An 18,629-nucleotide genomic window follows, 5' to 3' on the forward strand; every position below is an offset into this window, starting at 1 on the left:
GTGCCACCGCTTGACGAACGGCGATATCATCGTCAGCTTAGACATCGGTACATCAAAAGTTCGCGCGATCATCGGCGAGGTGAGCAGTGCGGGCATCCAGATCATCGGCGTAGGTTCCGCTGACGGTGACGGCATACGAAAAGGCGCAATTGTTGATATAGATAAAACTGTGCAATCAATTCGTGCGGCAATTGACCACGCGGAACGCATGGTGGGCATCCAGATCACGGCGGCGTACGTCGGCATCTCAGGAAACCATATCTCTCTTCAAAGCAGCCACGGTGTCGTTGCGGTCAACTCCCCGAATCGTGAGATCGGCGAGGAAGACATTGAGCGCGTGCTTCAAGCGTCACGCGTCATGGCTCTCCCGCCGGAGCGCGAGATCATCGATGTTGTACCTAAAATGTATGTGGTCGACGGGTTGAAGGACATCTCCGACCCGCGCGGTATGATCGGCGTCCGCTTGGAAGTGGACGCGTACATCATCACCGGTTCTCGCACGGTGATTCACAATCTCGTTCGTTGCATCGAGCGGGCAGGCGTGCAGATCGCCGGCCTCGTGCTCTCGCCGCTCGCGGCGAGCGGCATCGCGCTCTCGGGCGACGAGCGAAAGCTCGGCGTCGCGCTTGTCGATATCGGGGCGGGTCAAACCACCGTCTCCGTCTTCAAAGACGACGCACTGGAAGCGACGGGTGTTCTGCCGGTCGGCGGTGACCACGTCACCAACGACATTGCCATCGGTTTGAAGACGCAGACCGATCTCGCGGAGCAGATCAAGCTGCGCCACGGCGTCGCGCTCGTCCATGACGCGAGCGAAGAAGAAACGTTCAAAGTCTCCCGCGTCGGCAGCAATGTCGAAAAGGAGTTCAATCAATTTGAGCTGGCCAACATCATCGAACCGCGCATGCAGGAGATCTTGATGATGGTCCGCCAACAGGTCGAGAAGATGGGCTACCGGGAACTGGCAGGCGGATACGTCTTGACCGGCGGTGTCGCATCGATGCCCGGAGTGTCCAAGCTCGCCGAGTTCGAACTGGACGCCCCGGTTCGGACGGCAGTTCCCGAGTATTTGGGTGTGAAGGATGCGTCATTTGTCAACGGTGTCGGCATGATCAACTATGTGGCGCGCACCTACACACACAAACCGGAGGCAGCAGCAGCGCCCCGTCGCAAAGTCAGCAGCAATACCAGCAGCAGCGGCGGCGGACTCGTCGACAAGATCAAATCTTGGTTCAGCGAGTTCGTCTGATCCACACATCGCAGCAGTCCGAAACACTTTGCTTTGACTAGTAAGGAGGATAAATACATTATGTTGGAGTTTGATTTTGAAATAGAGGCTCTGGCTCAGATAAAGGTCATTGGTTGCGGTGGCGGCGGTTGCAACGCTGTCAATCGAATGATTGAGGGCGGCGTCAAGGGCGTGGAGTTCATCACGGTCAACACGGACGCACAGGCTTTGCATATGTCCAAGGCGGAACACCGTCTGCAGATCGGCGAAAAGCTGACTCGCGGACTCGGCGCAGGCGCCAACCCGGACATCGGCAAAAAAGCGGCGGAAGAAAGCCGCGAACTGATCATGAACGCGCTGCGCGGCGCGGACATGGTCTTCGTCACCGCTGGCATGGGCGGCGGCACCGGCACCGGGGCGGCTCCGGTCGTCGCGGAGATCTCCAAAGAGCTGGGCGCGCTGACCGTCGGCGTCGTCACCAAGCCGTTCACTTTTGAAGGCCGTCGCCGCATGAACCAGGCGGAGGCAGGCATCGCATTGCTGAAGGACAAGGTCGACACGCTGATCGTCATCCCGAACGACCGCCTGCTCGAACTGGTCGACAAGAACACCCCGATGCTGGAAGCTTTCAAAGAGGTCGACAACGTGCTTCGTCAAGGCGTTTCCGGCATCTCTGACCTGATCGCCGTACCGGGCCTGATCAACGTCGACTTTGCCGACGTCAAGACGATCATGACCGAGCGCGGCTCCGCACTGATGGGCATCGGCATCCACACCGGTGAAAACCGTGCGGCAGAAGCTGCGAAAAAGGCGATCTGCTCGCCGCTGCTGGAGACCTCTATCGACGGCGCGCGCGGCGTGCTGATGCACATCGCCGGCGGCAACAACCTTTCGCTGTTCGAAGTCAACGAAGCGGCCGACATCGTCTCCTCGGCAGCCGACCCGGAGGTCAACATGATCTTTGGCGCGGTGATCAACCCGGAGCTGAAGGAAGAGATTATCGTCACCGTCATCGCGACCGGCTTCGAATACAAGGAGCGCGCTCCACAACAAAAACCGCTGAACAAAATGGACATCAAACCGTTCGGCGGCGGCAACAACAGCGCTCCGAGCAACGACAACCTCGACATCCCGGCGTTCCTGCGCCGTAACAACCGGTAATCGAATGCACCGGACTCCCTTGCGGGAGTCCTTTTTTTGTGCGTTAAGACCTAGTCTGCTTTGTTGTGAGTGGGTATTTTATATTATATTTTGTATATTCTGAATATTTAGTATTTACATACAGAATAGTTTGTGTTATCTTAACGCCAAGAAGTAATCAGCATTAAAATTAAAAACAAGAGGAGGTGTTAATTTGAAGATTCAAGCGAAACGTGTCGAGCAAGTTCGCACCACCGCCGAATGCGTAGCTTGCTAATCATGCCGTGTTCCAAGAGTCAATGAACCGGGGAGGTGAGTGACCGATGAAGATCCAAGCTCGCAAAGTGGAGCAAGTGAAAACGACCGCGATCTGCGTTGACTGCTAATCCCCTTCGAGACAGGACGGTCGATCTCGGCTGTCCTTTCTTTTTTCATTCAATTTCTCTTTCCCACTCCACTCTACGAGAGGACGGTGATCGTGATGGAACGTCGCCCGATCTTTAAAAACATCCATCCTGTATACGAGGTGCAGCCTGGCTTGCTCCGTTTGGGAGAACTGGTCGGCACGGCGGTGGAACTCGACGATCCGAACGGGTCGATTGAACAAATGATCCGGATGATGGACGGCACGCGGACCGGTGCCGACCTGCATCAGGCATTGCTTGCAGACTATCCGGAATTAACCCGTGCCGAAGTGGAAGGGGCGTTGGAAGCCCTGCACGAACTGGGCTTTCTCTACGATCAGTGCTTGGAGGAACAGGTGACATTGACCGCAGAGGAACGTGCTCGCTACAAAGGCAACCTCAACCTCTTTGCCCACTACGCCAACTTTTCGCAAAGCCCTGGCATGATCCAAGAAAGGCTGAAAAACGCCAAAGTCACCGTTCTCGGAATGGGCGCATTCGGTTCCTCTTTGCTGTTCCAACTGGCCGGACTCGGTGTCGGACAGGTGCGCATCGTCGACTTCGACACGGTCGAGATGAGCAACCTCAACCGTCAGATGCTGTTCAGCGAGCCGGATCTCGGGCGGCTGAAGATCGACGTGGCCAAAGAGTTCATGGCGCGCTTCAACTCCACGATGCAGATTGAGACGGTTGAGTTGGAGATCCGTTCCAGCGCGGACGTCGAACGAGTGATCGCAGGCAGTGATCTGGTGATCCAAGCGGCCGACCAGCCGTTTTTCATCCTGATGCAATGGGTGAACAAAGCGGTGGTCAAACACAACATTCCGCTGGTGGGCGGCGGCATTCAACTGTCCGGCGGCACGATGTACGCTGTTCTACCTGGCAGGAGCGGCTGTATGGACTGCATGCTGTTGCGTCGCACTGACGAGGCGGAGGACTATCCGGAGATCGTCGAACGCTTCCTGCAATCCCGCTACATCCCGCCAAACTCCGCCACCGCACCGACCCTGATGCAGATCACCAGCCACATCGGCATGGAGGCGTTGCGGATCTTGACCGGCATCGGCGAGGTGCTGACGGCGGGCAAACTGATGCATTATGACTTCATGACTTGGCAGCAGGAAGTGATGACCGACTTTGAACGCGATGAAGACCGCTGCCCGACATGCGGGCAAGGCGATCCAAACCACCCAGTGTTTCGAATCGCCCAAAACAGCGACTTTTCCGGCCGTCCGGTCGTGCCGCGATAGAGAGGAGAGAGAACGATGAACGTGACAAAAGACAGCGTGATCGAGTTTCACGCGCTGAGATCCCGCCCGGAAAACGAAGAAGAGACGCTGATCGGCCGTCCCGACATCAGCAACTATATCGTCTTGCCGAACATCGGCATCGAGATCATCGAGAGGCTCCAAAGCGGGCAGCCGATCTTCGAGATGGAAGCGATCTTCGAGGAGCGTTTCGGCGAGCCGGTCGATGTCCTCTCCTTCGTGCAAGATTTGATCTACGACTACCAATTCATTCACAAAGTAGACGGAGCGGTCGTCAACGAAAAAACCGAGTGGAAAGACCATCTGCCGTTTCTTACCGAGCGGTTGGGAAACTTCTTTTTCAACCGTTTTGCCTTTGCGCTCTATGCGCTCTTGTTTTTCAGCGGGTTGGCCGCCGCAGTGGTGCGGACCGAGTATTTCCCGGTCTACTCGGACATCTTTCTTTCCTCGTCCGTCACTGTCTCGCTGGTCACCGCGTTCCTCGCCGGGTGGTTCTTTCTCTTTCTCCACGAGATCGCCCATCTGATGGCAGCCCGCTCGCTTGGGATCGGCTCGCGGATCGGTCTGTCGCACCGCCTCGTCTTCATGGTGGCGGAGACCAACATGTCGAACATCGTGCTCCTGCCGCCGCACAAGCGCTACCGGGCGTTTCTCGCCGGCATGGCCTGGGATGGAGCCCTGTTTGGAGTCGGTGTGTGGTTGCAAGTGTTGCACGGGGCCGGGTGGCTCGCTTTGCCGGAGATCGTGATCGCCTTCCTGCGGATGATTAACCTGTCGTTCCTGCTCGGGCTCGGCTTTCAATTTCTGTTCTTCATGCAGACCGACGTCTATTACGTGTTCACCGCCCGTTTCAACTGCAAGAATCTGATCCACAACACACGGCTCTACCTGCGTGGCCTGCGCAACAGACTCGATGAAGCACAACAACAGGAGTGGGAGGGTGTCGAGGAGAAGGAAAAGAGGGTGATCCGTTGGTACGCCTGGTTTTATCTGATCGGCATGGTCTGGGCGCTGTTCCTGTTCAGTTCGGTCACGCTCCGCCAAGCGGCCGACTTCATCTCCAAAACGTATGACAGCATGGCCGGACATCCGGTGCTCTCCTGGCCGTTCCTCGACGGTGTGCTGCTGATCGCTCTTACGCTCGTGCCGTTTTCCATCGTCGTCTGGTCTTGGATTCGCACATGGCGTGAACGAGCGTGGAAAATGAAGCAAAGAGACAATTTGACAACATAATTTTCGATAATCATCTGCAACGGCTGTTTTCGTCGCCATACGTGGATTGAAGATCGCGGGGGACCATGATAATATAAGTCCTGTCGCCACGATAACACGGCACACGAAAACATGCTGATGTAGCTCAGATGGTAGAGCAATCGATTCGTAATCGATAGGTCGCAGGTTCGATTCCTGTCATCAGCACCACCTTCGGAATGTAGCGCAGCTTGGTAGCGCGCACGCTTCGGGAGCGTGAGGTCCAGGGTTCGAATCCCTGCATTCCGACCACCTGATAAAAAGGATCTGTTCTCTTCAGAGAACAGATCCTTTTTTGTGTACAAGGAACCGAGCGAGCCATTCCGGGTTTCACTCGCTTTTTTTGTGCAGTCCGTATATGCTTTTGAGAGAAGGTTCAGTTTTCGACAGAAAAAGGGGTGATCGACAAGTGGCTTCACGATATAAGGGGTTTGCGATGGTCTTGATCGCCGGTACGCTGTGGGGTTTGTCCGGGACGGTCGCGCAAAAATTGTTTACCGAGTACGGATACACGCCGGGCAGTCTCGTCACGATCCGACTGCTCTTCGCCGGGATGATCATGCTGGCCATCGGGGCGATGCGGGGCAAGGGAGGCGAGATCATCGGCGCGTGGAGGCGGCCGGAGGATCGGGTGCAACTGGTGATGTTCGGCATCTTCGGCATGCTCGGGGTCCAGTACACCTATTTTGCGTCGATTGGCGAAGGCAACGCGGCCACAGCAACGCTGCTGCAATACCTCGCGCCGCTGTTGATCACCGTCTTCCTCGCCGTTCGCCTGATGAAATGGCCGGGACCGCGGGAGTCGACGGCCGTCTTTCTTGCGCTGTTCGGCACGATGCTGCTGGTGACGGCAGGTCATTTCGATCAGCTCTCCGTGCCGGGCATTGCGGTGTTCTGGGGGTTGATGTCGGCTGTGGCGTTGGCGTTTTACACGCTGTATCCGTCCGGCCTCCTGTCGCGCCTCGGTTCCGAAGCGGTCGTCGGTTGGGGGATGATCGTCGGCGGCGTCGGCTTGATCCCGATCTATCCGCCGTGGGACACTGCAGGGCAGGTGTGGAATCTCGAAGCGGTGCTGTTCATCCTCTTTGTCGTGCTGTTCGGCACGCTGCTGGCCTTTTTCCTTTATCTCGACAGCATGCGCTATATCACGCCGACCGAGAGTGCGCTTTTGGCCTGCATCGAGCCGCTGGTCGCCGTGGTGGCATCGGTGATCTGGCTCGACATTCCGTTTGGCGTCTACGAAGCGGTCGGCGGGCTGTGCATCATCGCGACCGTCGTGATCTTGTCCTTGAAGAAGTCGGCCGTTGCCAAATCGGTTCCCGGTCAGAAAGCATCCGTTTGATACGCAAACAGCAGGAAGACAGACGAAGGAACAGGTGAGTGCATCTGTTCCTTCCTCATTTCCTTTAAGCGGCGAATTTGTTCGCAGACGTATATTGAGAAAAGGATGGCGGCATGATAAGATTACTTCTGTCGCCGCGAGTGACGGGTTGAAAACAGAACATGATGTGCGGGTGTAGTTCAATGGTAGAACTCCAGCCTTCCAAGCTGGTCGCGTGGGTTCGATTCCCATCACCCGCTCCAATCTACGTAAGAGACATGTGCGCAATCGCGCCGGATGCCCTCGGGTATCCGGTGAGGAAAGTCCACGCTCGCCCGGGCTGTGATGCCCGGAGTTCGGATGCCTGACGAATCAATAAGTCAGGGCACCCTGCAAAGGGTGACGGCAGGGAAAGGAGCTACGTCCCTCGGGATATGCTCTCAATACCTTGAAAGTGCCACAGTGACGAATCTCTCTGGAAACGGAGAGGGTGGAACGAGGTAAACCCCATCTGCGAGAAACCCAAATTTTGGTCGGGGAACTGCTCAAAGGGAACCAAGAACTGATGAGCGGATCGGTGTGCACACACCGATAGATAGATGATTGCTCCTACTGGTGCGAGGTCTTATCAGCCGTTTGCAGCACGGAGGAACAAAACGTGGCTTACAACAGTCTCGAACGTGATAACCCCTCTGTTTCAACTTTTGCCGATGTAGCTCAGCTGATAGAGCAATCGATTCGTAATCGATAGGTCGCAGGTTTGAGTCCTGTCATCGGCACCACATGAGCATCAAACGAGAAAGGCGGTTCTTCTTCGGAAGAGCCGCCTTTTTTGTGTTTCTGAGTTTGCGTTCTCGACAGAAAACGCACCCACTTGCCGTCGAAATATTTTGCCCGGCAAGCGTCATGTTTTGACACCCTCCGCAATAGACTTGTACTATACTGGAAATCAATCGGCGTACCATGTTTGGTGGTGAACTCAAAAATGCCCGTCGTCTATCTCGATGTGATCTGGTTGATCAATTTTGGTTTGGACGGGTTTATCTTGCTGGTGACGGCGTTCCTCGCCCGCCGGCGGGTCGCTTGGTTTCGGACGATCGGCGCGTCTGCAATCGGGGCGTCCTACGCACTCTTTCTGTTTTTCCCGGCCATGTCGGCCCTGTTGACATTTGTCTGCAAACTGCTCTTTTCCGCGTTGATGGTCTGGCTCGCCTTCAAACCGAAAGGGGTGTGGGACTTTGGCAAGATGCTGGGGTTGTTTTACCTCGCCTCCTTTTTAACCGGAGGAGCCGCCTATGCGGTCAACAACTTTTTCGGTCAGGTCTCGATCCAAAACGGCCTGATGCTGGTCTCGGGCCAAACGGTGTGGATGCAACAGACCACCTTTGTCCTGATCCTGCTCGCTCTGCCGCTCGTCTACTTCCTTGGCAAGAGCGCTTGGAAACGGTTGGCCACCTTGCGCCAACGCGAACAGAATTATATGGAAGTGATCGTGCAGCTCGCAGACAGACAAGTCTCATTTTGCGGCCTGCTCGATACGGGCAACGCCCTGACCGATCCGCTGTCCCGGCTGCCGGTCACCGTGGCGGACTGGGAACTGTTCCGCGACTGGTTGCCCGTTTCGTTAACAGAAGGTTTCGAAACAGGACAGGACATCTCGCTGTCGCTCGGTGAGGCCGGGATCGACGACGAGACATGGCAGGCCAGATTTCGACTCGTCCCGTATCGCGGGGTGGGCGGAACGATGGGCATGCTGCTCGCGTTTCAACCGGATCGCGTGCTGATCCGGGAAGGGGAGGGAGAGCGCGTCTGCCCGCGCGTATTGATCGCGCTCAACCCGAAGCCGCTCGCCGGCGACGGCAGCTACCGGGCGATCCTGCATCCTGCGATGGCGGGGGAGGGGAGTCGGGAAGCAACGAACTACACCGTACACGCAGACCAAGCCGGTTAAGCGTTTTGCGAGGAAGCAAGGAAAGGGGACGAATGTGTACCATGCGAGTACCGATACCGTTCAAACTGCGGCTGCAAGCCCGCATCTGGCTCTTGAAACTCATGTTCCGATTTGGAGGCAGCCCGGAGGAGATCTACTATGTCGGAGGCAGTGAAGCCCTGCCGCCGCCGCTGACCCGTGAAGAGGAAGAGTACCTCCTCGCCAAGCTCCCGACCAAAGACGAAGCGGTTCGTGCCGTGCTGATCGAGCGCAACCTGCGCCTGGTCGTCTACATCGCCCGCAAGTTCGAAAACACCGGGATCAACATCGAAGACCTCGTCTCCATCGGCACGATCGGACTGATCAAGGCGGTCAACACGTTCGACCCGGAGAAAAAAATCAAACTCGCCACCTATGCGTCGCGCTGCATCGAGAACGAGATCCTGATGTTCCTGCGCCGCAACAACAAGATCCGTTCGGAAGTCTCCTTTGACGAACCGCTCAACGTCGACTGGGACGGCAATGAACTTTTGCTCTCCGACGTGCTCGGCACCGAGAACGACACGATCTACCGCAACATCGAAGAACAGGTTGACCGCAAGTTGCTCTACAAAGCGCTGGAAAAGCTCTCCGAACGCGAGCGCAAGATCATGGAAATGCGCTTTGGACTGGCGGACGGCAAAGAGATGACGCAGAAGGATGTGGCCGATCTGCTGGGCATTTCCCAGTCGTATATCTCGCGTTTGGAGAAGAGAATTATCAAGCGATTGCGGAAAGAATTCAACAAAATGCTGTAGTGCATATATCTCCCTCCCTTGGTAATACTGTCTACAACCGAGGAGGGAGTTACTCGATGAAGCGAAACAAAGTTGAAATTTGTGGAGTGAACACGGCACAACTTCCCGTACTCACCAATGCGGTCATGCGCGAACTTTTTGTTCAATTGCAAGACGGCCAACTGCACGCTCGCGAGAAGTTGGTCAACGGCAATCTGCGCTTGGTGTTGTCGGTGATTCAACGGTTCAACAACCGGGGAGAGTATGTGGACGACCTCTTCCAAGTCGGTTGCATCGGCCTGATGAAGGCGATCGACAATTTTGACCTCAGCCAGAACGTGAAGTTCTCGACGTATGCGGTTCCGATGATCGTCGGTGAAATCAGGCGGTATCTGCGCGACAACAACCCGATTCGCGTCTCTCGTTCCCTGCGCGACATCGCCTACAAGGCGCTGCAAGTCCGCGACAGCCTGACCAACGAAAAGCTTCGTGAGCCGTCGATTCTCGAGATCTCCCAGGCGATGGACGTCCCGAAGGAAGACGTCGTCTTTGCCTTGGACGCGATCCAAGACCCGGTGTCACTGTTTGAACCGATCTACCATGACGGCGGCGACCCGATCTACGTGATGGATCAGTTGAGCGACGAGCGCAACCAAGACAACCTCTGGGTCGAAGAGATCTCGATCCGCGAGGCGTTGCAAAAGCTCAACGACCGGGAGAAGCGCATCCTCTCGATGCGGTTTTTCGAAGGCAAGACGCAGATGGAAGTGGCCGAAGAAATCGGCATCTCACAAGCCCAAGTCTCTCGTCTGGAGAAGGCGGCCATCCATCACATGCACAAATTCATAAAAACCTAAATCCAAAACAAGATCACAAAGGTCGCGCTCTTCACGCGACTTTTTTCTTTGTCCTGACATATATATGTAGCATGTCAGGCAAAGCGAGGCGAGTCTATGATTAAAATCTCCGAACTGCAGTCCAAAGATGTGGTCAGCATCGCGGACGGAAAGCGGCTCGGCCAGATCGGCGATTTGGACATCGACTTGGAGAACGGAATGATCCGCGCGATCGTCGTGCCGGCACAGGGTCGGTTCTTGGGCATGTTCGGCAATGGCCAGGAGTACGTGATCCCGTGGAGCCAAATCGTCAAGATCGGCGCCGATGTGGTGTTGGTCGAACTGCGTCCGGCGCACGAGTCGGGCTATCTGCCGCCGCGTTCGGGTTCTTCCTCGGGCGGCTTCTAAGGATCAGGGATTTCATTCTTAGTGTGTGATTAAGAATGGAGTCCCTTTCGTTTTGGCAAATAAATATGGTACGATTTGTAGAAAGACTTGGGGATTGAGGAAAGGATGAGTCAATCGTGAACATACCGGGTATCCTCGCAACGTTTACCGAACGCCGCAACGGAGTGAGCGAGCGTCCGTTTGCCGGGTGCAACCTCGGCCTGCATGTCGGCGACGACCCGGTCCGCGTGATCGCCAATCGCGAGCGAGTGGCAGGCCGGATCGGCATCCCGCTGGATCGTTGGGTGGCGGGCGAGCAGGTGCACGGCGCGACAGTCACCGTCGTCACGGAAGAGATGGCCGGACGTGGGGCTCGCGACATGGAGTCGCTTTTGCCGGCGACCGATGCGCTGATCACAGACGTGCCGGGCGTGGCATTGACCACCTACGCGGCCGACTGCGTGCCGGTGCTGCTGGCCGATCCGCACAGACGGGCGGTCGGCGCGGCGCACGCAGGGTGGAAAGGCACCGTCGCCAAGATCGTCGCCCGTACGGTGGAGTCGCTTCACACGACGTACGGCTGCGACCCGTCGGACGTCCATGCGGTGATCGGGCCGTCGATCGGGCCTTGCTGCTATGAAGTGGACGAGCGAGTGGCCGATCAGGTGCGGGCTGCGTTTGCAGAGCGGGCAGACCGGCTGTTGACCCCGAATGAAAACGGACGCTGGCAGCTCGATCTCTGGCAGGCCAATGTCGAAGCTCTGCTGGAAGCCGGTGTGCCGGCTGCGCATATCGAGCGGGAAGACCGCTGCACCGCCTGCGGGGTAGAGGCGCTGTATTCCTACCGCAAAGAAGGGCAGACGGGCCGCCATGCCGGAATCGTCGCGCTCTTGCAGGAAAAAGGTGGCGCGTAGGCGTATATATACCTATTGTCATGTACGGGAGGATCTGTGAAATGGAGTATGGGCAGAGACTGATCGAGATCAAAGACCGCATTGCAGCCGCCTGTCAGCGTGTGGGTCGTGACCCTGATGAGGTGACGATTGTCGCGGTGACCAAATACATCGGCGCAGATGAGACGGCCGCCCTCGTGGAGGCCGGGCAGCAAGACCTCGGCGAAAACCGCCTGCAGGTCGCTCTGCCGAAACTCGATGCGCTGGCGGAGCGGGCTCCCGGCGTGAGATGGCATTACATCGGCAGTTTGCAGACGAACAAAGTCAAAGAAGTGCTCCAACGCTTTCACCTGATCCACTCGTTGGATCGGTTGTCTTTGGCAATGGAGATCGATAAACGGGCCCGGGCTCTCGGGATCACCGTGCCCTGCCTCGTGCAGGTCAACGTGTCCGGCGAAGAGTCGAAGGGCGGGTTTGCCCCTGAGGAGGTCGCCGCGTTTTTGGGCCATCTCGCCGAGATGCCCGGGATCGAGGTACAGGGCTTCATGACGATGGCTCCGGCCGACGTCGATCCGGAAGCAGCCCGCCCGGTATTTCGCGGATTGCGCGAGTTGCGCGACCGCTGGCTCGCCGAAGGGACCGCTCCGGCCACCGCCACCCGCTTGTCGATGGGAATGTCGGGAGATTTTGAGATTGCCGTGGAAGAGGGTGCTGCGTTCGTGAGGATCGGCAGCATATTGGTGAAACCATAATGGAGGTCGTACAGGTATGTTTCAAAAGATGATGACGTTCCTCGGGCTGTCGGACGAAGAGCCGCAGGTCCGGGCGGAAGAACAAGAAGAACAGCAAGCACAGCCCGACGGCGTCGTGCCTTTGAAGCGACCCGGCACCGTCGTCTCCTTGCACACGCAAAAACAGGTGCGCGTCTTTCTCGCGGAGCCTGAGTCTTACGAGGACGCGCAAGGCATCGCCGATCATCTGCGCAACCGTCGGCCGGTCGTGGTCAACCTGCACCGCTGCCCGCTCGATGAGGCGCGCCGAGTGATCGACTTTATCAGCGGTTGCACGTATGCGTTGGGCGGCACCATGCAAAAACTGGGTCACAACATCTTCCTTTGTGCCCCGGAGAACATCGACATTCAAGGCCAGATCTCGGACGCCTTGGCCGAGATGCCGCAGGGCCCGGTCGACGGTTCGAACAAATTCAACACGAGGTGACCAATGAGCAATCAGTTGATGTATTACGTAGCCCGCATTTTGGAGTTGTACTCCTACGTGCTGATCGCCCGCGTTCTGATGTCGTGGGTGCCGGACGTGGAACGCACGTCGATCGGCCGTTTCTTGGTAAAATTCACCGAGCCGTATCTCGGTTTCTTCCGTCGTTTCATTCCGCCGCTCCCGCTTGGCGGCGGCTACCTCGACCTGTCGCCGATCGTCGCGATCTTCGCCTGGCATTTTGTCACCGTCGGCGTGCTCAACGTGTTGAGCTGGATCTTGTAAGACGATGAGGCGCGATGATGTGATGATGCACTATCGGCCGGAGGAGCGGCCGTTTGTCGACCGCACGATGGAGTTGGCGATGCGCGTCGATGAACGGCAGTCGCCTGCTTTGACCGATTTTCTCGACCCGCGTCAAATCAAAATCACCGAGGCGATTGTCAATCGATTGCCTGATTTGAGCCTTCATCTCGATGGGGGCTCCTCTTTTGCTGAGCGCAAACGGGCGTTGCTCGTGCCGTCGTATTGGGCACCGGAGCCGGCCGATTTTGAGTTGGCGTTTTTGCGATTGGAGATCCCGGGTGACTACGTGTCTTTGTCGCATGGGGATTACCTCGGCTCGCTGGTCGGCCTGGGCTTGAAGCGGGCCAAACTGGGCGACTTCTCGGTGCAGGACGACAGCTGCGACATCGTCGTCACCGGTGACATCGCCGACTACATCCGCCTGCACCTCTCGCAGGTGGGACGGGCAACTGTCCACGTGTCGGAAAACACGCGGGAGAAGCATCGGGCGGTGCAACACGAGTTTTCGGAGAAGGAATTCACCGTGATGTCGCTGCGTGTGGACGCGGTGGCGGGCGAAGCGTTCGGTCTTTCGCGCACCAAGGTGGTCGATCCGATCAAGAACGGCAAGTTGCAATTGAACTGGCAGACGATTGAAAATCCGGCGACCCCGGTCGAGGAAGGCGACGTCATCTCCTTGCGCGGGCACGGTCGAATCAAAGTCCTCGAAGTCGGCGGTCTGTCGCGCAAAGGGCGCACAATTCTTAAAGTTGGCAAATTTGTCTAAAGGTCGGGAAGGAAAACGGCAAATATTGTCGAATTCACTTGCTTGACTACCTACACTTTTGGAGGTGCCTCGCAACCATGCGTTTGACTCCGCTGGATATACACAACAAGGAGTTTGGCCGCTCGCTTCGCGGCTATAACGAAGACGAAGTAAACGAGTTTCTGGATCGTGTGATCAAGGACTACGAAGGGCTGATCCGCGAAAACCGCAACCTCGAAGAAAAACTGGTGACGATTGAAGAGCGTCTGGCTCATTTTCAAAATATCGAAGAAAGTCTGTCCAAGTCGATCATCGTCGCGCAGGAGACCGCCGAAGAAGTCAAAGCGAATGCGCGCAAAGAAGCTCAGTTGATTGTCAAGGAAGCGGAGAAAAACGCCGACCGCATCATCAACGAAGCGTTGACCAAGTCCCGTCGCATGGCGATGGAACTGGATGAAGTGCAAAAGCAAGCGGCCGTCTTCCGAGCTCGCCTGCGTTCGATGGTGGCTGCTCAGTTGGAACTGCTCGACAGCGACAAATGGGAAGAAGTGCTGGAAGAGAAGACGATCCGGATCGCGACCGAGGAATAAAACGGCGTCCGTTTGACAAGGCTAGTCAGCGTGGCATATAATGATCCTGAAATTTTTCCATACAAGACGTTGAACGGGAAGAGTACGGTCTGAAGAACTTTGCAGCGAACCGGGGTTGGTGCGAGCCGGGAAAGGGAACAGACGGGAAAATCACCCGGGAGTCGTGTCTCGAACCTTTTTCCGATGGAATGGAGAAGGCAGTAGGCGGCACCGCTTGACCCACGTTACCGGGTTCGAATGAGCGGTCGCCCACGGGCGGCAATCAGGGTGGTACCACGGGATACTTAAAACAAAGTCTCTCGTCCCTATTTTGTGATGGGGATGGGAGACTTTTTTGCGTTTCACAGCACTGGAGGGACAGCAGATCATGGAAAAACCGGACTACAGCAAAACACTCAATCTGCCGGAAACCGAGTTTCCGATGCGCGGCAACCTGCCGCAGCGCGAACCGCAGATTCAAGACAAATGGAACGAACTGAACATCTACGCAAAAGTGCAAGCCAAGCAAAACGGCAAGCCGAAGTTTGTCCTGCATGACGGTCCGCCCTATGCAAACGGCGACATTCACATCGGGCACGCGATGAACAAGATCCTCAAGGACATCATCGTCAAGAGCAAGACGATGGACGGCTTTGACGCTCCGTACGTACCGGGTTGGGATACGCACGGTATGCCGATCGAGCATGCGATCATCAAGAGCAAAGGCATCAACCGCCACGAAGTGCCGGTGACCGAGTTCCGTCAGATGTGCTTTGACTATGCGCTGGACTTTGTCGAGCGTCAAAAGGGCCAGTTCCAGCGCCTTGGCGTGCGCGGCGACTGGGAAAACCCGTACATCACCCTGCAACCGCGCTATGAAGCGGCGCAGATCCGTGTCTTCGGCGAGATGGCGAAGCGCGGCTACATCTACAAAGGCTTGAAGCCGGTCTACTACTGTGCGGCTTGTGAAACGGCACTGGCCGAAGCGGAAGTCGAGTATGCGGACAAAACGTCGCCTTCCATCTATGTCAAATTTGCAGTCAAAGACGGCAAAGGCGTGCTGCCGACCGAACATACATCCATCGTCATCTGGACGACCACTCCGTGGACGCTCCCGGCCAACGTGGCGATCGCATTGGGTCCGGACTTTGAATACAACCTCGTCGAAGTAAACGGCGAGAACCTGCTCGTCGCCAAAGAACTGACCGCCGCCGTGCTGAAAACGGCAGGCATCGAAGGCGAGCCGAACATCGTCGGCACGTTCTTGGGCAAAGACCTTGAGCGCGTCGTCGCCAAACATCCGTTCATGGACCGCGAGTCGTTGGTCATCCTGGGCGACCACGTCACCTTGGAGTCGGGCACCGGTTGTGTGCATACCGCTCCGGGCCACGGGATGGAAGACTACTTGGTCGGTTTGAAATACGACCTGCCGATCTTGGCACCGGTCGATGGCCAAGGCAAATTTACCGCAGATGCGGGCAAATATGCGGGTCAGTTCTACATCAAGGCAAACAAAGCGATCGCAGCTGACCTGCATGAGAGCGGCCACATGTTGGCGGAGAAGTCGCTGGATCACTCCTATCCGCACTGCTGGCGTTGCAAAAATCCGGTCTTCTTCCGCGCGACCGAACAATGGTTCGGCTCGATTGACAAGTTCCGTGAACAATTGCTGGAACAGATCAAAGCGGTCAACTGGGACCCGCATTGGGGCGAAGTGCGCCTGCACAACATGGTGGCCGACCGAACCGACTGGTGCATCTCCCGACAGCGCAAATGGGGCGTGCCGATCCCGATCTTCTATTGCACCGACTGCAACACGGAGATTGTGACCGACGAGACGATCGACAAAGTCTCCAACCTGTTTGCCGAGCACGGTTCGCAGGTTTGGTTTGAAAAAGAGGCGCATGAACTGGTGCCGGAAGGGCTGACCTGCTCCTGCGGCGGCACCCATTTCCGCAAAGAGAGCGACACGATGGACGTGTGGTTCGACTCCGGTTCGTCGCACATGGCGGTCTGCGAGGCACGCGAAGAGCTGCACTGGCCGGCCGACCTGTACCTCGAAGGCTCCGATCAATACCGCGGCTGGTTCAACTCCTCGCTGTCGACCGGCGTGGCGGTTCGCGGCCAGGCTCCGTACAAGATGATCCTCTCGCACGGCTTCACGCTGGACGGCGAAGGGCGCAAAATGTCCAAGTCGATCGGCAACACCGTCGACCCGCTGAAAGTGATGAACCAGTACGGCGCTGACATCCTGCGCCTGTGGGTGGCATCGGTCGACTTCCGCGCAGACACCCGCGTGTCCGATGCGATCCTCAAGCAAGTCGCCGAAGTGTACCGCAAAGTGCGCAACACGTTCCGCTATCTGCTCGGCAACTTGAACGACTTCGATCCGAAGACCGATAAAGTGGCGCCGGAGCAACTGCTGGAAATCGACCGCTTTGCTTTGAACCGCTTCACTCAGGTGAGTGACCGCGTGCACAACGGCTATCGCAAATATGACTTCCACACCGTCTATGTGGAGATCAACAATTTCTGCACCGTCGACCTGTCGTCGTTCTACTTCGACGTGTCCAAAGACCGGATGTACACCGTGGCACCGTCCGCTCTGGAGCGTCGTTCCGCGCAGACGGCGATGTACGAGATCCTCGTCGGCCTGACCAAACTGGTCGCGCCGATCCTGTCGCACACCGCCGACGAAGTGTGGGGCTATGTGCCGGGTGCGGAAGAGGAAAGCGTGCAGCTGACCGAGTGGGACGATGCGCCGGTGGCGTTCGATGCAGAACTCGACCGCAAATGGGGCGCGGTGCTCACCGTTCGCGACGAGATCCTCAAGGCGATGGAAGTCGCGCGTCAGGAGAAGGTCATCGGCAAATCGCTGACGGCTGCTCTCGACCTCTACCCGAACGCAGAGACGCTGGCTGTGTTGCACTCTGTGCCGCGCCTGCATGAGGTGCTCGGCGTGTCGCAAGTCAACGTGCACGAGGCGGGTGCGGACGTGCCGGGCGATGCTGTTGCCTATGCAGGTCTCGCGATCCGCGTCAAAGCGGCTGCAGGTGAGACGTGCGAGCGTTGCCGCGTCGTGACGACCGAGGTCGGTACCGACCCGAACCATCCGACGATCTGCCCGGTTTGTGCGGGCAACGTCGTACACTTCCTTGGCTAGTACCGGTTTGAAGTAAAAGAAAATCCCCTTCGCAGTCCAGGCTGTGAAGGGGATTTTTTGTGATTATCTCTTGTAGGGGTAGCCGCCGTACGGATAACCGCCACCGCCATACGGGTAGCCGCCGTAGTATGGGTACGGGTACGGGGTCGGGATGGGAGCCGGGATCGGGACCGGGACCGGAGCCGGGAATGGAACCGGTCCGTAGAACGGAGGGCGACGACGGCGACGACGGCGGCGCGGGCGACCGCCCGGGACCGGGACGGGCACCGGGACGAAACGATAGTCGCCCTGCGGTGCTTCAAAGTGCGCCGGCACTTCTTGTTGCGGGTCGTAGTCGTATTCTACTTGCGGAGATTGCGGCAGGTAACGGGTATCGATTTCATGGATCTCCGGATCATATTGATAGTACGGGATCAGGCGGACATCCGAATCGTTGCGATACTTTTTGCCCACAGGGGTCAGCTCCTTTTGTGCGTTTGTCAGGGTGTTACCGACATCTAAAGGATATGTGCGGAGTTGATGTGTGGTGTCGGATCGTGGAAAAACGGGCGTTTGCCCAGAAGCAAGATCAGGGAGAAAGGTCGAGAGAATCTAGCATCATGAGCCGATAGTTTCACATAAACGCGGGAAACGTCACATTTTGTTTGAAATGTTGCTTTGATCTCCTGCAGGTGTCATGGTATGATTACTCCTGTCGCCGCGAGAGACAAGCGGTTGACGGGAAATGAATACGCGGAGGAATGTCCGAGTTTGGTCGAAGGAGCTTGACTCGAAATCAAGTAGGCGGGAAACCGTCTCGGGGGTTCGAATCCCTCTTCCTCCGCCACCATGAGTCATTAGCTCAGTTGGTAGAGCAGCTGACTTTTAATCAGCGGGTCGAAGGTTCGAGTCCTTCATGACTCACCATGTTTGTCTCTTTTTTGATTGATCCTTGAAAACTAAACGAGTGTTACGAGATCGATTTTCGAGCCAGCGATTCAGTTCGCTATGAACCAAACTTTTATTGAGAGTTTGATCCTGGCTCAGGACGAACGCTGGCGGCGTGCCTAATACATGCAAGTCGAGCGGACTGAATCGGAGCTTGCTCCGAGGATGTCAGCGGCGGACGGGTGAGTAACACGTGGGCAATCTGCCCGACAGACCGGGATAACGCTTGGAAACGAGTGCTAATACCGGATAGGCTCTTGAGTCGCATGA

At 56.9% G+C, this 18,629-nt stretch carries 17 protein-coding genes, 6 tRNA genes, 1 rRNA gene, 1 other RNA gene and 1 other annotated feature; of the genes, 24 read left to right on the forward strand and 1 reads right to left on the reverse strand.

Features of this window, described 5'->3' with window-relative positions:
• The first annotated feature begins 10 nt into the window (after window positions 1–10).
• The 21 genes from ftsA (at window position 11) to ileS (ending at window position 17,432) form a co-directional block, all read left to right on the forward strand.
• Window positions 11–1,249, forward strand: a complete 1,239-nt coding sequence (ftsA, locus tag OS242_RS16820; RefSeq protein WP_267152858.1) for a cell division protein FtsA — start codon at window positions 11–13, stop codon at window positions 1,247–1,249.
• 60 nt (window positions 1,250–1,309) lie between these two features.
• Entirely contained in the window at window positions 1,310–2,389 is a 1,080-nt protein-coding gene (ftsZ, locus tag OS242_RS16825) for a cell division protein FtsZ (RefSeq protein WP_267152859.1), read from the forward strand.
• Between the two features lie 460 nt (window positions 2,390–2,849).
• Window positions 2,850–4,022, forward strand: a complete 1,173-nt coding sequence (locus OS242_RS16830) for a HesA/MoeB/ThiF family protein (protein ID WP_267152879.1) — start codon at window positions 2,850–2,852, stop codon at window positions 4,020–4,022.
• Between the two features lie 15 nt (window positions 4,023–4,037).
• Window positions 4,038–5,273: a PqqD family protein gene (locus OS242_RS16835; RefSeq protein WP_267152860.1), complete on the forward strand. Its 1,236-nt coding sequence runs from the start codon at window positions 4,038–4,040 to the stop codon at window positions 5,271–5,273.
• A gap of 113 nt (window positions 5,274–5,386) precedes the next feature.
• Window positions 5,387–5,462, forward strand: a tRNA-Thr gene (locus OS242_RS16840).
• Between the two features lie 4 nt (window positions 5,463–5,466).
• Window positions 5,467–5,543, forward strand: a tRNA-Pro gene (locus OS242_RS16845).
• Window positions 5,544–5,700: 157 nt separating this feature from the next.
• On the forward strand, window positions 5,701–6,633 hold the full coding sequence (locus tag OS242_RS16850; RefSeq protein ID WP_267152861.1) for an EamA family transporter: 933 nt from the start codon (window positions 5,701–5,703) through the stop codon (window positions 6,631–6,633).
• Between the two features lie 168 nt (window positions 6,634–6,801).
• A tRNA-Gly gene (locus tag OS242_RS16855) sits at window positions 6,802–6,875 on the forward strand.
• A gap of 13 nt (window positions 6,876–6,888) precedes the next feature.
• An RNA gene (gene rnpB, locus OS242_RS16860) (RNase P RNA component class B) lies at window positions 6,889–7,283 on the forward strand.
• A 35-nt stretch (window positions 7,284–7,318) separates the two neighbouring features.
• A tRNA-Thr gene (locus OS242_RS16865) sits at window positions 7,319–7,394 on the forward strand.
• A 203-nt stretch (window positions 7,395–7,597) separates the two neighbouring features.
• Complete coding sequence (gene spoIIGA / locus OS242_RS16870; protein WP_267152862.1) at window positions 7,598–8,563, forward strand: sigma-E processing peptidase SpoIIGA; 966 nt, start codon at window positions 7,598–7,600, stop codon at window positions 8,561–8,563.
• 41 nt (window positions 8,564–8,604) lie between these two features.
• Window positions 8,605–9,339: an RNA polymerase sporulation sigma factor SigE gene (gene sigE, locus OS242_RS16875; protein WP_407702122.1), complete on the forward strand. Its 735-nt coding sequence runs from the start codon at window positions 8,605–8,607 to the stop codon at window positions 9,337–9,339.
• Between the two features lie 56 nt (window positions 9,340–9,395).
• Window positions 9,396–10,175, forward strand: a complete 780-nt coding sequence (gene sigG / locus OS242_RS16880) for an RNA polymerase sporulation sigma factor SigG (RefSeq protein WP_267152863.1) — start codon at window positions 9,396–9,398, stop codon at window positions 10,173–10,175.
• Between the two features lie 96 nt (window positions 10,176–10,271).
• Window positions 10,272–10,562 carry a YlmC/YmxH family sporulation protein gene (locus OS242_RS16885; protein WP_267152864.1) on the forward strand — a complete coding sequence of 97 codons (291 nt, stop codon included), beginning with the start codon at window positions 10,272–10,274 and terminating at the stop codon, window positions 10,560–10,562.
• A gap of 116 nt (window positions 10,563–10,678) precedes the next feature.
• Window positions 10,679–11,455 carry a peptidoglycan editing factor PgeF gene (gene pgeF / locus OS242_RS16890; RefSeq protein WP_267152865.1) on the forward strand — a complete coding sequence of 259 codons (777 nt, stop codon included), beginning with the start codon at window positions 10,679–10,681 and terminating at the stop codon, window positions 11,453–11,455.
• A 41-nt stretch (window positions 11,456–11,496) separates the two neighbouring features.
• Entirely contained in the window at window positions 11,497–12,186 is a 690-nt protein-coding gene (locus OS242_RS16895) for a YggS family pyridoxal phosphate-dependent enzyme (protein ID WP_267152866.1), read from the forward strand.
• Window positions 12,187–12,202: 16 nt separating this feature from the next.
• Window positions 12,203–12,652: a cell division protein SepF gene (locus OS242_RS16900; RefSeq protein WP_267152867.1), complete on the forward strand. Its 450-nt coding sequence runs from the start codon at window positions 12,203–12,205 to the stop codon at window positions 12,650–12,652.
• A 3-nt stretch (window positions 12,653–12,655) separates the two neighbouring features.
• Window positions 12,656–12,934 (forward strand): YggT family protein, encoded by a 279-nt coding sequence (locus OS242_RS16905; protein WP_267152868.1) that lies wholly within the window; start codon window positions 12,656–12,658, stop codon window positions 12,932–12,934.
• Between the two features lie 22 nt (window positions 12,935–12,956).
• Complete coding sequence (locus OS242_RS16910) at window positions 12,957–13,721, forward strand: YlmH family RNA-binding protein (RefSeq protein WP_267152881.1); 765 nt, start codon at window positions 12,957–12,959, stop codon at window positions 13,719–13,721.
• Window positions 13,722–13,798: 77 nt separating this feature from the next.
• Window positions 13,799–14,290 carry a DivIVA domain-containing protein gene (locus tag OS242_RS16915; protein ID WP_267152869.1) on the forward strand — a complete coding sequence of 164 codons (492 nt, stop codon included), beginning with the start codon at window positions 13,799–13,801 and terminating at the stop codon, window positions 14,288–14,290.
• A gap of 60 nt (window positions 14,291–14,350) precedes the next feature.
• Window positions 14,351–14,600 (forward strand) — a binding site (T-box leader).
• A 57-nt stretch (window positions 14,601–14,657) separates the two neighbouring features.
• Complete coding sequence (gene ileS, locus OS242_RS16920) at window positions 14,658–17,432, forward strand: isoleucine--tRNA ligase (RefSeq protein WP_267152870.1); 2,775 nt, start codon at window positions 14,658–14,660, stop codon at window positions 17,430–17,432.
• A gap of 63 nt (window positions 17,433–17,495) precedes the next feature.
• On the opposite strand, the gene OS242_RS16925 is transcribed toward ileS, so the two are convergent.
• The gene (locus OS242_RS16925; protein ID WP_267152871.1) at window positions 17,496–17,885 is read right to left on the reverse strand and encodes a hypothetical protein; all 390 of its coding nucleotides are present in this window, start codon (window positions 17,883–17,885) and stop codon (window positions 17,496–17,498) included.
• A gap of 281 nt (window positions 17,886–18,166) precedes the next feature.
• On the opposite strand from OS242_RS16925, the gene OS242_RS16930 reads away from it, so the two are divergent.
• From OS242_RS16930 to OS242_RS16940, 3 genes are all read left to right on the forward strand, one after another.
• Window positions 18,167–18,258, forward strand: a tRNA-Ser gene (locus OS242_RS16930).
• Between the two features lie 4 nt (window positions 18,259–18,262).
• A tRNA-Lys gene (locus OS242_RS16935) sits at window positions 18,263–18,338 on the forward strand.
• 93 nt (window positions 18,339–18,431) lie between these two features.
• Window positions 18,432–18,629, forward strand: a 16S ribosomal RNA gene (locus OS242_RS16940); the annotation flags it as partial.

Source organism: Tumebacillus lacus (assembly GCF_026410385.1).
GTDB classification, from domain to species: Bacteria; Bacillota; Bacilli; order Tumebacillales; family Tumebacillaceae; genus Tumebacillus; species Tumebacillus lacus.

Bases quoted from the DNA above. Each gene is read 5' to 3' on its own strand.
- ftsZ (WP_267152859.1), top strand. From the start codon at position 1,310: ATGTTGGAGTTTGATTTTGAAATAGAGGCTCTGGCTCAGATAAAGGTC.
- OS242_RS16905 (WP_267152868.1), top strand. From the start codon at position 12,656: ATGAGCAATCAGTTGATGTATTACGTAGCCCGCATTTTGGAGTTGTAC.
- sigG (WP_267152863.1), top strand. From the start codon at position 9,396: ATGAAGCGAAACAAAGTTGAAATTTGTGGAGTGAACACGGCACAACTT.
- sigE (WP_407702122.1), top strand. From the start codon at position 8,605: ATGCGAGTACCGATACCGTTCAAACTGCGGCTGCAAGCCCGCATCTGG.
- spoIIGA (WP_267152862.1), top strand. From the start codon at position 7,598: ATGCCCGTCGTCTATCTCGATGTGATCTGGTTGATCAATTTTGGTTTG.
- OS242_RS16835 (WP_267152860.1), top strand. From the start codon at position 4,038: ATGAACGTGACAAAAGACAGCGTGATCGAGTTTCACGCGCTGAGATCC.
- OS242_RS16885 (WP_267152864.1), top strand. From the start codon at position 10,272: ATGATTAAAATCTCCGAACTGCAGTCCAAAGATGTGGTCAGCATCGCG.
- OS242_RS16915 (WP_267152869.1), top strand. From the start codon at position 13,799: ATGCGTTTGACTCCGCTGGATATACACAACAAGGAGTTTGGCCGCTCG.
- OS242_RS16895 (WP_267152866.1), top strand. From the start codon at position 11,497: ATGGAGTATGGGCAGAGACTGATCGAGATCAAAGACCGCATTGCAGCC.
- OS242_RS16900 (WP_267152867.1), top strand. From the start codon at position 12,203: ATGTTTCAAAAGATGATGACGTTCCTCGGGCTGTCGGACGAAGAGCCG.
- OS242_RS16830 (WP_267152879.1), top strand. From the start codon at position 2,850: ATGGAACGTCGCCCGATCTTTAAAAACATCCATCCTGTATACGAGGTG.
- OS242_RS16910 (WP_267152881.1), top strand. From the start codon at position 12,957: ATGATGCACTATCGGCCGGAGGAGCGGCCGTTTGTCGACCGCACGATG.
- ileS (WP_267152870.1), top strand. From the start codon at position 14,658: ATGGAAAAACCGGACTACAGCAAAACACTCAATCTGCCGGAAACCGAG.